Below are 13,396 nucleotides of genomic sequence, written 5' to 3'. Positions count from 1 at the left end.
GGGGCGGCCCACAGCACACGGCCCCGTCCTTTCCGCGCGACGCCGCGCGACGGAAAGGACGGGGCCGTGAAAAGCGCTCTCCGGCCGCCCCTATTTGAGCGCGCCCGCGGTCAGGCCCGCCTGGACCTGCCGCTGGAAGAGGATGTAGACGCCGAGCACCGGAAGCATCGCCAGCACCAGACCGGCGAAAAGCGCGGACCAGTCGCCCTTGTACTGCTGGCTGGCCGCGAGCTGCACCAGCCCCTGGGTGAGCACCCGCTTGTCCTCATCGGTGTTGAGCACCGTGGGCAGCATGTACTGGTTCCACTGGCCGAGGAAATTGAAGATCCCGACGCTGATCAGGCCGGGCTTCGCCATCGGCAGCATGACCTGGAAGAACGTACGGGTATGGGAGGCCCCGTCGATCAGGGCCGCCTCCGCGACCGAGGACGGCAGCGTCTTGAAGAACGAGGTGAGGAAGAAGACCGTGAACGGCAGCGAATAGGCGATATAGACCAGAATGAGCCCATGGAAGGTGTTGAGTAGGCTCATGTTCTTCATCACGAAGAACAGCGGCACCAGCGCCAGGATGATGGGAAAACTCATCCCGCCGACGAACATGAAATAGATGAATCGCTTTCCCGGGAATTCAAAGCGAGCCAGGATGTATGCCGCCATCGAGCCCAGCAGCATCGTCCCGATCAGGGAGCAGCCCACCACCAGGATCGTATTGAGGAAGAAGTCGCCGATGTTCGACTTGCTCCAGGCCCGGGTCCAGTTGTCGAAGTGCAGGGCGGAGGGCAGTCCCCAGGGCGAGGTGAAGATCTGCTTGTCGGTCTTGAGGGAGCTCATCACCGCCCACAGCAGTGGCAGGGTGACGAGCAGCCCCCAGACCACCAGGATGCCGTGCGAGAAGACGTTGAGGACCTTGCCCTCGCCGCCGACCCGGCCCTCGGGGGTGAAGCCCGGCGGCGGCTGCTTGCGGACGGGCCCGGCGGGCGGCGCCTCGTCCTCCTTGGTGACGCCCGGGAGTTCCGAGGGCTCTGCGTGCGAGGTCACTGCGGTACCCCCAGATCGGTGGTCGGGCGGCGGCGGCCGGGTGCGGTCGGTGTGATCGGCATCAGTACTCCAGCCGCTCGCGCCGGCCGAGCCTGGTCACGATGACCGCGAAGATCAGCGTGACGATGAGCATCGCGACGCCGATCGTGGTGGCCCGTCCGGCCTGCCCGTCGTGGAAGGTCTTGGTGTAGACGTAGTAGCCCATGACCTGCGTGGAGTCGGCGGGGCCGCCCGGCCCCACGGTCATGATCTGCACCACGGCGAACGCGTCGAGCGCGATGATGCCCATATAGATCCAGCCGGTCTGGACCGTGTCCCACAGCAGCGGCAGGGTGATCTTGAAGAAGGTCTTGATCCGGTTGGCCCCGTCGAGCAGCGCCGCCTCGTAGAAGTCCTTCGGGATGGAGCTCATCCCGGCGGAGAAGAGGACGACGTAGAAGCCGACGTTGCTCCAGACCATCACCGCCATCAGGCACCACAGCGCCAGCTTGGGATCGGCCAGCCACTGCTGCTGGAACGATTCCAGGCCGATTCCGCCGAGGAAGGCGTTGATCGCGCCGTTGCGCGGGTTGTAGGTGAACTGGAACAGCAGGGCGACGATCGCGATCGACAGCACCTGCGGAAAGAAGTAGATCACCTTGTACAGGCTCGACCCGCGCACCCCGGAGATCGCCGAGTTCTTCCTCCCCCGGCCGCCCACATTGAGCATGAAGGCGAAGAAGAGCCCGAGGCCGAGCGTCACCAGCGGCACCACCAGCAGCAGCACGACATTGTGCCCGACCGCTTTCCAGAAGAGGTCGTCATGCAGCAGCCAGTTGTAGTTCTTGAACCCGACCATCTTGAAGTCGGAGCTCAGCCCGGTCCAGTCCGTGAAGGAGTAGTAGATGGCCTGGACGAACGGCGAGATCACGAAGACCGCGTAAAGGATCACCGGCAGGGCCAGGAACCCCGCGATGAACCGGTACTTCCCATGCTGCATTTCTACCGACCTCGGTCTTCCCCTACGGATAATGCCGCCGGCGACGCGTGGAGCCGCATCAGACGTGCTTGTACTTCTTGACGGCGTCGTCCTTGGCCGTTTCATCGGCGAACTTCTGGCACTTCTTGATCGTCTCGGCGGGGGTCATCCGGCCCGCCATCATCTCGCCGAGCGCGCCGACGCCGATCTGCTGCTTCTGCAGCGTCACGTACCAGTCCTGGAGCCGCGGGTTGACCACGTTCTTGCCCGCCTTGGTCAGCGCCTCCTGCGCCGACGCCAGGCCCGACGGCAGGCTGAGGCCCTCGGTGCCGCCGTTGAGGGAGGAGAGCGAGGAGACCTGCTTGACGAAGTTCTTGGTGGACTTCTCACCGAGCATGATCCGCAGCAGTTCCATGCCGCCCTGCGGGTTCTTGGCCGCCTTCGGGACGATGAAGGGCTCACCGCCGGAGGCCCAGAGGGTGCCGAACGGCAGCTTGTCGCTCCTGTCCAGGCTGGACGGCGCGGCCACCGCCATCTGGAAGTCCTTGGGCGTGGTCTTCTTCGCCTCGTTCTCCACCCAGGAGCCGTTGGGGATGAACAGCGCCTTGCCCTGGTTCCACGCGGTCTGGGACTCGATGTGGGACAGACCGGGGGTGCCCTTGAGGATGTAGCCCTTCTTGTAGAGCTCGTAGTACGCCTCGAAGGCGGCCTTGACGGCCGGGTGCTTCCAGGCGTTCGGCTCCAGGTTGTCGATCGAGTCCAGGACGTCCCGGCCGCCGATCTTGGCGATGAAGGGGTAGAGGCTGAAGGGCAGGTAGTAGGGGAACTTGCCGGGGTAGGTCCAGCCCGCGATCCCCTTCTTCTTCGCCGCCTCGCAGACCTTGAGCATGTCGTCCCAGGTCTCGGGGTACTCCACGTCGAGCTTGGCGAGATTGCTCTTGGAGTACCAGACGCCGTAGACGGTGTAGGCGTAGTAGAGGATCCACACCGGCTTGCCGTCGAACTGGCCCATCTCCACGACACCGGGGCGCAGGGTCTCGCGCACCGTCTTGCTGGGGTCGTCGAGGGAGGGCGCGTCCAGCAGCGGGGTGAGGTCGGTCAGCTGGTTCTTCCCGACCAGGGTGCCCATGTCCATCTGCTCGGCGCCGGAGTTGTCGACGAGGTCCGGCGGGGTGCCGCCGTTGAAGCGCGGCTGGAGCACGGTCTGGATCTTCTGGGTGGCCGCGTGCTTGACCTTGCCCTTGGTCTTCGGGAAGGCCGCGGCGTACTCCGCCTCGGCGTCCTTGGCGTACTGCTGCCCGAAGCCGCCGTCGAAGATGACGACGTCGAGCGCGGCGCTCTCATTGACGGCGAGCGGGTTCTTGGCGCTCTTCTTGCCCTTGTCGACCTTCTTGGCCTCGTCGTCACCGCCACTGGCACAGGCGGACAGCGCGCTCATCGCGGGCACGGAGATCAATCCGAGCGCCGCCGAGCGCTTGATCAGATCGCGACGGCCGACATCTGAGGTGGATCCCATGCTCAAGTCCTCGCCTTCGTCAGGACTCAGGCGGTGTAACGGTTTCCCGTACATACTCGCCTCCGGCGAGGGGCCCGACACCGCGGGTCAGTTGAAGCGTCAAGCGGAGTATTGCTGGGTGTACGCCGGGGAGTGCGGATGACCCGCCGAGGCCCTCCGATATGGGCCGCGGTGCGGCCTTCCCCCTGGGGCGACAGGTATAGTCCACTGGGCCTCATATGGGCAAGATCGAGAGGTCATCGGGTATCAGTCTTTCCCGAGTTGAGACCTGCCCGACATACCGTAGGTGGAGACAGTCCGTGCGGCACGCCGCCGTGCGCGCTCCCCGAAAGGCGGTTCCCGTGTCCCGGAAGCAGCTCACCCTCGTCACCAGCATTGTCGTGACCGCGACACTCGCGATCACCACGGGGTGCGGCTCCGGCAAAGGGGGCTCGTCGGCCGGGGACAGCAAGGGCGGCGCGGCGATAGGCAAGGGCATGGCCCAACTGCCGGTGGAGCCCACCCAGGCGCCGACCGAGGAGCCCACCGACGACCCCACCGACGACCCGTATGACGATCCGTCGGACTCCCCCACCGGCGGCTCCGGCCTCATCACCCCGGACGCCAAGATGGGAACGTGCGGATGGGGTTCGGACGGCAAGCCCTACGCCAATGTGAAGATCAGCAACTCCGGCTCCAGCACCGCCTACTACTCGCTGCTGGTCGGCTTCGTCGACAGCTCCGACAAGGCCGTGACCACCGGGGTGGAGTCCGACGCGGCCGTGGCGGGCGGCGCCGACAAGACCATCAAGGTCACCGGGCTCAAGGCGGACAGCTCCCACACCGCGAAGAAGTGCAGGCTCTCGCTCGCCACCAAGTCCGACAGCGCCGACTGAGTCCGACAGGGCCGACTGAGCCCGACAGCGACGGCTGAGGACGTACCAGACACAGCCTCATCAGGCGCGCCGAAACGCCCCCATGGACACGGGCCGTACCACCGATGGTGGTACGGCCCGTGTCGTACCGTCCGCCGGGCGCAGCCGAATTGGCGGTTGTCCGCATCCTTGACACCACCCTCCCCCTGCCTCCCTACTTATCTCTGCCCGACTCAGAGGACAACGTTGTCAGACTCGTTGAGAGGCTGCGTATGCGACAGAGACGACCACAGAGACGATGGCGTGGGATCGGACGGACGGCCCCCCTGGTGGCGGCCGTCCTGCTGGCGGTGACGGCCCAGGGCGGTGCGGTCGCCGCCCCCGCCGGCCCGGCCTCCGCGCACCACGCCGACCGCGCCTTCGCCTCATCCTTCGAGTCGGGCGATCCCCAGCCCGACTGGCGCAACACGGTCGAGACCGGACCCGACGGAAAGAAGAAGGCGTCCGGGGTGGACGGAGGCTACTCCTCCGGAATCCCCGGCAATGTCTCCGACAAGGTCACCGAGGTCCGGGCGAGCGGGGAGAACGCCGAAGGCGGGGAGGTCAAGGAGAACCTCGTCGACGGCGAGCTCACCAGCAAGTGGCTGGCCTTCGACACCACCACCGCCTGGCTCGAGTTCGATCTGAGCGAGCCGGTGAAGGCCGTCCGCTACGCCCTCACCTCCGCCAATGACGCCCCCGGCCGGGACCCGAAGGACTGGACCCTCAAGGGCTCGGCGGGCGGCTCCGACTGGACGACGCTGGACACCCGTAAGGACGAGACGTTCTCCTCGCGCCAGCAGACGCGGGAGTTCTCCTTCGACGGCACCACGGCGTACCAGCACTTCCGGCTGGAGATCACCCGCAACGCCGGGGACGACCTCATCCAGCTCGCGGAGGTGCAGTTCGCGACCGGCGACACCACACCGCCCGCGCCCTCCGACATGCGCACCCAGATCGACCGCGGCCCGACCGGCTCCCCCACCGCCAAGGCCAACGCGGGCTTCACCGGCACCCATGCCCTGCGCTACGCGGGCACCCACAAGCCGGGCGGCCGGGCGTACTCGTACAACAAGGTCTTCGACGTCGACACGGCCGTCACCCGGGACACCCGGCTGTCCTACCGGATCTTCCCGTCGATGCCCGAGACCGATCTCAACTACCCGGCCACCCATGTCTCGGTCGATCTCGCCTTCACCGACGGCACCTATCTGAGCGATCTGCCCGGCGCGGTCGACCAGCACGGCGCCCGGATGAGCCCGCAGGGCCAGGCCGACTCCAAGACGCTCTACGTCAACCAGTGGAACAACAAGGAGTCGCGGATCGGCGCGGTCGCCGCGGGCAAGACGGTCGACCGGATACTCGTGGCCTACGACTCCCCCAAGGGCCCCGCGCAGTTCCGCGGCTGGGTGGACGACGTCTCGATCGCCCCCAAGGCGCCCGAGAAGCCGCTCGAGCACCTGTCGGACTACGCGCTGACCACCCGCGGCACCAACTCCAGCGGCAGCTTCTCGCGCGGCAACAACTTCCCGGCCACCGCCGTCCCCAACGGCTTCAACTTCTGGACGCCGGTGACCAACGCGGGCTCCACCGACTGGCTCTACCAGTACGCCCGCGCCAACAACGCCGACAACCTCCCCACCATCCAGGCGTTCAGCGCGAGCCATGAGCCCAGCCCCTGGATGGGCGACCGGCAGACCTTCCAGGTGATGCCGTCCGGCGCGGCCGGCACCCCCGACGCCGGGCGCTCCTCCCGCGCGCTCCCCTTCCGCCATGAGAAGGAGACCGCCCGGCCGTATTACTACGGGGTGACCTTCGAGAACGGCCTCAAGGCGGAGATGGCGCCCACCGATCACGCCGCGGCGATGCGCTTCACCTATCCGGGTGAGGACGCGAGCGTCCTCTTCGACAACGTCACGGGCGACGGCGGGCTGACCCTCGACGCCGAGCACGGCGTCGTCACCGGCTACTCCGACGTCAAGAGCGGACTGTCCACCGGCGCCACCCGGATGTTCGTCTACGGCGTCTTCGACACCCCGGTCAGCGCGAGCGGCAAGCTGGACGGAGGCGGCGGCAAGGATGTCACCGGCTACTTCCGCTTCAAGCCGGGGAAGGACCGCACCGTCACGCTCCGGCTCGCCACCTCGCTGATAGGCGTCGACCAGGCGAAGGCCAACCTCGACCGGGAGCTGCCCGCGTCGAGGTCGTTCGGGCAGGTCAAGCAGGCCGCGCAGGCGGAATGGGACAACATCCTGGGCCGGATCGAGGTCGAGGGCGCGGACCGCGGCCAGCTCACCACGCTCTACTCCAGCCTCTACCGGCTGTACCTCTATCCCAATTCCGCTTTCGAGAACACGGGGACGGCGGCGAAGCCCCGTCACCAGTACGCGAGCGCCTTCTCGCCGGGCACCGGGGAGAACACCCCGACCCACACCGGCGCGAAGATCGTCGACGGCAAGGTGTACGTCAACAACGGCTTCTGGGACACCTACCGCACCACCTGGCCCGCCTACTCACTGCTCACCCCCAAGCGGGCGGGCACGATGGTCGACGGCTTCGTACAGCAGTACAAGGACGGCGGCTGGATCTCCCGCTGGTCCTCGCCGGGCTACGCCGATCTGATGACCGGCACCAGCTCGGACGTGGCCTTCGCCGACGCGTATCTGAAGGGCGTACGGTTCGACGCCGAGGCGGCGTACGAGGCGGCGCTGAAGAACGCCACCGCCGTCCCGCCCTCGTCGGGCGTCGGCCGTAAGGGCATGGCCAGCTCGCCCTTCCTCGGCTACACGAGCACCGAGACCCATGAGGGGCTGTCCTGGGCGCTGGAGGGCTATCTCAACGACTTCGGCCTCGCGAATATGGGCAAGGCGCTCTACGCGAAGACGAAGAAGGCCCGCTACAAGGAGGAGTCCGAGTACTTCCTGCACCGCGCGCAGGGCTATGTCTCGCTCTTCGACGACAAGGCCGGCTTCTTCCAGGGCAAGGACGCGGCGGGGAAGTGGCGCGTGCCCTCCGACAAGTACGACCCCCGGATCTGGGGCTACGACTACACCGAGACCAACGGCTGGGGCTACGCCTTCACCGCGCCCCAGGACAGCCGGGGCCTGGCCAACCTCTACGGCGGCCGGGCGGGCCTGGCCAAGAAGCTGGACACCTATTTCTCCACCCCGGAGACCGCCTCCCCCGAGTTCGCCGGTTCCTACGGCGGCGTCATCCATGAGATGACCGAGGCGCGGGACGTCCGCATGGGCAATTACGGCCACAGCAACCAGGTCGCCCACCATGTGACGTATATGTACGACGCGGCGGGCCAGCCGTGGAAGACCCAGGAGAAGGTGCGCGAGGTGCTCTCCCGCCTCTACACCGGCAGCGAGATCGGCCAGGGCTACCACGGCGACGAGGACAACGGCGAGCAGTCGGCCTGGTACATCTTCAGCTCGCTGGGCTTCTATCCGCTGGTGATGGGCGGCTCCGAGTACGCGGTCGGGTCGCCGCAGTTCACCAAGGCCACGGTGCATCTGGAGAACGGCCGCGATCTGGTGATCAAGGCGCCGCGCAACAGCCGGACGAACGTCTACGTCCAGGGTCTGAAGGTGAACGGCAAGGCGTGGAACTCCACGGCCCTCCCCCACTCGGTGCTCGCCAAGGGCGGCACCCTGGAGTTCGCGATGGGCGCCAAGCCGTCGGCCTGGGGCACGGGGAAGAACGCCGCGCCGTCCTCCATCACCCAGGACGACAAGGTGCCCACCCCGCGCCACGACCTGACGGTGCCGAGCGGTGGCACGGCCCTCCTGGACAACACGTCGGGGACGGAGGCGACCTTCGAGACGGTGGACCTGCCGATCACGAAGGCGGGCCGCGCGGTGCAGTACACCCTGACCTCGTCGGACCGGAGCAAGGCCCCGGCCGGATGGGTGCTCCAGGGTTCGCGCGACGGCGAGAAGTGGCGGGACCTGGACCGGAGGTCGGGAGAGACCTTCAGCTGGGACAAGCAGACCCGCGTCTTCTCGGTGCGGACGCCCGATACGTATGAGCACTACCGGCTGGTGCCGGACGGCAAGGCGACGCTGGCGGAGGTGGAGCTGCTGAGCTGAGCCGTCGGGTGGGCCGGGTCCGGCGTCCGGACCCGGCCTGCCCGACTGTAGACGCCAGTGGGCGAGTCCGGGACGTCCCGACGCCGTTGGCGGCGATCATTCACGAGGCCGCGCGGCGCGTTCGACGGTCTCACCGGGACCGGTAGTGGCGGCCTCCGCGCCGTCGTAGTGCAGGCGGGCACGCTCGACCTCGGGCAGGTTCTCGGCCGACCACGTCGCGAGCGTGGCGAAGAGCGGGCCCAGACTGCGGCCGAGATCGCTGATCTCGTACTCCACCCGGGGCGGAACCTCCGGATGGTACGTACGGCACACCAGCCCATCGCGCTCCAGTTGCCGCAGCCGCTGGGTCAGCACCTTCGGCGTGACCGCGCCGATGCGGCGCTGCAGCTCCACGAACCGCTGACGGCCGTGCTCATGGAGCGTCCAGAGGATGGGCGTGGTCCAGCGACTGAAGACGATGTCGACCACGGGAGCGATCGGGCACGCCTGTTCCGGTTCTTTCGACATAGTCACTTTCCCCTAGGTACCTACTATCCCCACGATGCTAGCTTCACCGTGCCGCGGCAAGGACAACGTCCGGCAACGTCTGTCACTACGGAACGGGGAGTCGCACATGATCGTGGTAACCGGAGCGACCGGGAATGTGGGTCGGCCACTGGTGGAGGCGCTGGCCGCAGTCGGCGAGCAGGTGACAGCCGTGTCGCGACGGCCCGGCGGCACGGAGTTGCCGGAGGGGGTACGTCACCATCAGGCCGATCTGGCCGACCCTGGGAGTCTGCGGCCCGCGCTGGACGGGGCCGATGCGCTCTTCCTGCTCTTCGCCGGCGAACTGCTGACCGGCGAACGGCCCGTCCGCGAACTCCTGGAGACCGCCGGATCCGCGGGGGTGCGGCGCGTGGTCGTGCTCTCGTCCCAGGCGGCCGAAACGCGGCCGCAGGCGATATCCCACGCCCCCTTGCGGGCGCTCGAGGAGGCCGTGCGGGCATCGGGGCTGGACTGGACCGTCCTGCGACCGGGAGGCTTCGGCTCCAACGCGTTCGCCTGGGCCGAGTCGGTCCGTACCCGGCGGACGGTCGCGGCGCCGTTCGGCGATGTGGGACTGCCGGTCGTGGACCCGGCGGACATCGCCGAGGTCGCGGCGGCGACGCTGCGGGGGCGGGGCCACGCGGGACGTACATACGAGCTCACCGGCCCGGCGCCGGTCTCCCCGCGCCAGCAGGCGCAGACGATCGGGGATGCGCTGGGCGAACCCGTACGGTTCACCGAGCTGAGCCGGGAGCAGGCACGGGCGGAGCTGCTGCGGTTCATGCCGGAGCCCGTCGCGGACGGCACCCTCGACATCCTGGGCGAGCCGACGGCCGCCGAACAGCGGGTGAGCCCCGATGTCGAGCGCGTCCTGGGCCGACCGCCGCGCGCCTTCGCCGATTGGGCAATGCGCAACATCGCGGCCTTCCGCTGATCCCGGAATGCCAGGATGGCCCGCATGGCAACCGTCCTGGCATTCCACGCCCACCCCGACGACGAGGCGCTGCTGACCGGGGGCACGCTCGCCCGACTCGCCGACGAGGGCCACCGGGTGGTGCTCGTGGTCGCCACGGACGGCCACATGGACGCCGCCCCGCCGGGCCGCGAGCCGCCTCGTCTGCACGAACTGCGGAAGAGCGCGTGCGTGCTCGGCGTCGACCGCGTCGTCCACCTCGGCTACGCGGACAGCGGTCACGGCCCGCTCTTCAACGCCGACCCGCCGGACCGTACGCGCTTCGCCCGGGCCGACACAGAGAAGGCGGCGGAACAACTGGCCACGATCCTGCGCGAGGAGAACGCGGCGATGCTGCTCAGCTACGACCCCAACGGCGGCTACGGCCACCGCGACCACATCAAGGTCCACGAGGTCGGCCGACGCGCGGCGGAACTGGCCGGGACGGCACGGGTGTTGGAGGCGACGCTCCCCCGCGACACCGTCGAACGCCTGGTCCGACTCATACAACTCCTGCGCATCCCCCTGCGCTTCGATCCCGACGAGCTGAGCACCCGCTTCAGCCCCCGCAGCGCCATCACCCACCACTTCGACGTACGCCGCTACGCCCGCCAGAAGCAGGCGGCCCTGGCCGCCCACCGCTCCCAGATGAACGGCACGGGCCGCATGAGCGCCGTCATGCGGAGGATGCTCCGGCTGCCGGCCCCGCTCTTCGGGCTGCTGCTGGGCCGGGAGTGGTTCATCGACGCCTCCCCCTCCCGGCCCTCTCAGCGCTAACCGTCGGCGAACAGATCCTCGGTGCGGGAGGCGGTCACGGCACGGTCCAGCCAGGTGTCGAGGAGATCCAGATCCTTGCATGCCTCAATGCGCTCGCGCGTCTTGGGAGTCACCTCAAGCCCTCGAAGGCTGAGCACGCGCAGAACATCATTCGCGCCTTTTACAGCCTGGCCCTCAGCCCGAACCTCGGCGAAGGCTCGCTGGGCATGCTCGGAGCGGAAGAAGTTCAGCAGCGCGGACATCAGGTCTCTCCAGATCTCTCGTGCCGGGGTGTCTCCGAGACCGGCTTCAACGAGTTCGGCGTAGATGGTCGCCTGGTTGGGGTCGAGCGTGTTGAGCGTTGTCGCCAGCGCCTTCAGTATGGCATCGACGTTTTCGCTCTTACTATGCGTAATCGCCGAGAACATGGCCATCGGAACATCCCGGACCACATCCTTCGCGTCAGTGACGATGAGAGTGTTGCCGGGCCCAGAACAAGTGGGCGAACCGTCAGGGACGGGTGGTCGGGAATGCCGAGCGTGATCGGGCGGGCGGCCCAGCGGGCCGTGGCCTCGTCCGGGCAGAGCACGACCAGCACCGGCTGGTGACCGAATTTGGCGTGCATATACGAGAGGTAGTAGGCCCAGGCCGCAGGCTTCTTCGGGTCTCTTCTGCGCTGCGACTCGATGGCGAATAAATACGTGCCGTCATCCTTGGTCTCGACCTGGAGCAGCGTGTCCACACGCCTTTCGACCGGTGCGATCTCGGTGAGGTCTGGGCTGACGACGAACACGCTGCTCGTCTCCGGGAAGGGGACGCCGAGCAGTTGTCTGAGCGCTCGGACGACGGCCCCCGTGTCCTCCTGGAAAATCCGATGGAGGGCTTCAGGTGAGGAACTGACCATGCGTTGAACGCTAAAGACCTAACGGCAAGTGCCGATGGCACTTGCCTTCACTTCGCTCGATCGTATGTGGCGGCTGTTCGCGTTGACGCCGTGCTCCAGGGCGGCGAGATGGCGGGCCCCGCGGGGCCGTTCGGGGACCCGCGAAGCGCCTCCGCGCCGCGCCTCCGCGCCGCGCAGGACTTCGGTGCCGCCCCGCACCCCCGCGACGGGACGGCACCGGCTTGGGGCGCTACTCCACGGGTGCCGGAGCGGGATCCGGGGCAGCGGCTGCGGGCGGCGCGGCGGCGGGATCCGCGGTAGCGGGGGTGGGCGCGGGCCGCTCGGTCAGGCCGATGCGGTGGTGCAGGCGGCGCAGCGGCCCGGGAGCCCACCAGTTGCCCCGCCCGGCCAGTCGCATGAAGGCGGGTACCAGCACGCCGCGGATCAAGGTGGCGTCCACGATCACCGCGAGGGCCATCCCGACCCCCAGTTGTTTGAGGAAGACGACGTCCCCCGTGGCGTACCCGGCGAAGGACACGGCCAGGATGGCGGCGGCGGCCGTGACCAGGGGCGCGCTGCGTGCGATGCCGCGCGGGACGGAGCCGATGGGGTCGCCGGTGCGGTCGTACTCCTCCTTGATCCGGGAGAGCAGGAAGACCTCGTAGTCCATGGACAGCCCGTAGGCGATGCAGAACATCAGGATCGGGATGCTCGGCTCGATCACGCCGGTGGGGGTGAAGCCGAGGAGGCCGGACAGATGGCCGTCCTGGAAGACGAAGACGAGCGCGCCGAACATGACGGACAGGCTGAGGACGTTGAGCACGGACGCCTTGAGCGGGGCCACCACGCTGCCCGTCATCAGGAACAGCACGACGAAGGTCACCGCGACGATCAGACCGGCGACGAGCGGGAGCCGGTCCGTCACCCCGTCGCGGTAGTCCGTGAGTTCCGCCGGATAGCCGCCGACCTCCACGGCGAAGGGCGCGGGCACCGCCCGTACGTCACGGACCAGGCCGGTGGCGTCGGCCTCCAGCCGGGTGGAGGAGGGCATGACCGCCAGCCGGGTGCCGGTGCCGTCCTCGGCGTCGTAGGAGACCCCGGAGGGCGAGGTGACGCGGTGTCCGTCGGCGTACGAGCCGGCGGCCGAGTCGACGCGTACGACCCCCTCGATTCCGGAGAGTTCGGCGGCGTAGGCGCCCACCGAGCCTCCGCTTCCCGCCGGCGCCACGACCTGGACGGCGTCGGACTCCTCGACCGTGAACGAGTCGCGGACCTGGTCGTACATCTGGCGGGCCGGTGCCGAGGCGGGCAGCACCCGGTCGTCGGGCAGCCCGAAGCGCACCCCGAGGAACGGTGCGCCGAGCAGCAGCGGGCGGCGCATCACACAGATGGGGGCCGCGCACCGGGAGGCGTTCGAAGCGATCGACTTCGCCGCCCTCACCCTTGACGACCTGCTGGACCGGATCGTCGATCCCATCGTCGGCTTCAACATCGCCAACCCGGGCTTCAAGGCGCTCTTCGCCCGCCCCGATATGCCCGATGGCCTCAGCGACGCCGCCCGCCCCATCCAGGCGGCCCTGCTCGGCCGGATCGAGACGATGATCGGCGCCCGGGCCCCCGGTCTGCCGGAGGGCGAACGGCAGCGCACGGCCCGGGTCTGCGCGCAGATCTTCCAGGCCATGGTGGTGCTGGTGGTCGCCGCCGAGGGCGACGAGCGCCAGGCGATGACGGGGGAACTGAAGAAGGCCCTGCGGGGCTATCTCGCCCCCGTCATCGGCTAG

The 13,396-nt window shown here is 68.3% G+C and carries 11 protein-coding genes; 5 read left to right on the top strand and 6 right to left on the bottom strand.

The window, feature by feature from the left end; genetic code table 11:
* Positions 1-90 precede the first annotated feature (90 nt).
* The 3 genes from CGL27_RS34975 to ngcE form a co-directional block, all read right to left on the bottom strand.
* Positions 91-1,038, bottom strand: coding sequence for a carbohydrate ABC transporter permease (locus CGL27_RS34975; RefSeq protein ID WP_119991805.1), 948 nt, complete (start codon positions 1,036-1,038; stop codon positions 91-93).
* Between the two features lie 61 nt (positions 1,039-1,099).
* A complete protein-coding gene (locus CGL27_RS34970; RefSeq protein ID WP_078644377.1) occupies positions 1,100-2,017 on the bottom strand; it encodes a sugar ABC transporter permease in 918 nt (305 codons plus the stop codon).
* A 58-nt stretch (positions 2,018-2,075) separates the two neighbouring features.
* Positions 2,076-3,512 carry an N-acetylglucosamine/diacetylchitobiose ABC transporter substrate-binding protein gene (gene ngcE / locus CGL27_RS34965; protein WP_119991804.1) on the bottom strand — a complete coding sequence of 479 codons (1,437 nt, stop codon included), beginning with the start codon at positions 3,510-3,512 and terminating at the stop codon, positions 2,076-2,078.
* A gap of 341 nt (positions 3,513-3,853) precedes the next feature.
* Here ngcE and CGL27_RS34960 point away from each other — a divergent pair, with 341 nt between their 5' ends.
* Together CGL27_RS34960 and CGL27_RS34955 are read left to right on the top strand one after the other, a co-directional pair.
* Positions 3,854-4,387 carry a PT domain-containing protein gene (locus CGL27_RS34960; RefSeq protein WP_240450736.1) on the top strand — a complete coding sequence of 178 codons (534 nt, stop codon included), beginning with the start codon at positions 3,854-3,856 and terminating at the stop codon, positions 4,385-4,387.
* Between the two features lie 251 nt (positions 4,388-4,638).
* Positions 4,639-8,499 (top strand): GH92 family glycosyl hydrolase, encoded by a 3,861-nt coding sequence (locus CGL27_RS34955; protein ID WP_119991802.1) that lies wholly within the window; start codon positions 4,639-4,641, stop codon positions 8,497-8,499.
* Between the two features lie 96 nt (positions 8,500-8,595).
* On the opposite strand, the gene CGL27_RS34950 is transcribed toward CGL27_RS34955, so the two are convergent.
* On the bottom strand, positions 8,596-9,006 hold the full coding sequence (locus CGL27_RS34950; protein WP_119991801.1) for a helix-turn-helix domain-containing protein: 411 nt from the start codon (positions 9,004-9,006) through the stop codon (positions 8,596-8,598).
* A 106-nt stretch (positions 9,007-9,112) separates the two neighbouring features.
* On the opposite strand from CGL27_RS34950, the gene CGL27_RS34945 reads away from it, so the two are divergent.
* Positions 9,113-9,958, top strand: coding sequence for an NAD(P)H-binding protein (locus tag CGL27_RS34945; protein ID WP_078644372.1), 846 nt, complete (start codon positions 9,113-9,115; stop codon positions 9,956-9,958).
* Between the two features lie 24 nt (positions 9,959-9,982).
* Complete coding sequence (locus CGL27_RS34940) at positions 9,983-10,753, top strand: PIG-L deacetylase family protein (RefSeq protein WP_119991800.1); 771 nt, start codon at positions 9,983-9,985, stop codon at positions 10,751-10,753.
* Here the strand turns inward: CGL27_RS34940 and CGL27_RS53630 are convergent.
* Entirely contained in the window at positions 10,750-11,166 is a 417-nt protein-coding gene (locus tag CGL27_RS53630) for a hypothetical protein (protein WP_346345754.1), read from the bottom strand. The two genes, CGL27_RS34940 and CGL27_RS53630, sit on opposite strands and share 4 nt — an antisense overlap.
* A gap of 699 nt (positions 11,167-11,865) precedes the next feature.
* The gene (locus CGL27_RS34930) at positions 11,866-12,996 is read right to left on the bottom strand and encodes an MMPL family transporter (RefSeq protein ID WP_240450735.1); all 1,131 of its coding nucleotides are present in this window, start codon (positions 12,994-12,996) and stop codon (positions 11,866-11,868) included.
* A gap of 7 nt (positions 12,997-13,003) precedes the next feature.
* On the opposite strand from CGL27_RS34930, the gene CGL27_RS34925 reads away from it, so the two are divergent.
* Entirely contained in the window at positions 13,004-13,396 is a 393-nt protein-coding gene (locus tag CGL27_RS34925) for a hypothetical protein (protein WP_119991799.1), read from the top strand.

It is taken from the genome of Streptomyces sp. 11-1-2 (genome assembly GCF_003595545.1).
Taxonomy (GTDB): Bacteria; Actinomycetota; Actinomycetes; order Streptomycetales; family Streptomycetaceae; genus Streptomyces; species Streptomyces hygroscopicus_B.
The sequence above is the reverse complement of the archived record's forward strand: the minus strand, read 5'-3'. Positions and strand labels throughout refer to the sequence as shown.

What these genes read in the sequence shown, in the direction of transcription:
- CGL27_RS34930 (WP_240450735.1), bottom strand. Translation starts at nt 12,996, where the DNA reads ATGCGCCGCCCGCTGCTGCTCGGCGCACCGTTCCTCGGGGTGCGCTTC.
- CGL27_RS34925 (WP_119991799.1), top strand. Translation starts at nt 13,004, where the DNA reads ATGGGGGCCGCGCACCGGGAGGCGTTCGAAGCGATCGACTTCGCCGCC.
- CGL27_RS34950 (WP_119991801.1), bottom strand. Translation starts at nt 9,006, where the DNA reads ATGTCGAAAGAACCGGAACAGGCGTGCCCGATCGCTCCCGTGGTCGAC.
- CGL27_RS34945 (WP_078644372.1), top strand. Translation starts at nt 9,113, where the DNA reads ATGATCGTGGTAACCGGAGCGACCGGGAATGTGGGTCGGCCACTGGTG.
- CGL27_RS34955 (WP_119991802.1), top strand. Translation starts at nt 4,639, where the DNA reads ATGCGACAGAGACGACCACAGAGACGATGGCGTGGGATCGGACGGACG.
- CGL27_RS34940 (WP_119991800.1), top strand. Translation starts at nt 9,983, where the DNA reads ATGGCAACCGTCCTGGCATTCCACGCCCACCCCGACGACGAGGCGCTG.
- CGL27_RS34970 (WP_078644377.1), bottom strand. Translation starts at nt 2,017, where the DNA reads ATGCAGCATGGGAAGTACCGGTTCATCGCGGGGTTCCTGGCCCTGCCG.
- CGL27_RS53630 (WP_346345754.1), bottom strand. Translation starts at nt 11,166, where the DNA reads ATGGCCATGTTCTCGGCGATTACGCATAGTAAGAGCGAAAACGTCGAT.
- ngcE (WP_119991804.1), bottom strand. Translation starts at nt 3,512, where the DNA reads ATGGGATCCACCTCAGATGTCGGCCGTCGCGATCTGATCAAGCGCTCG.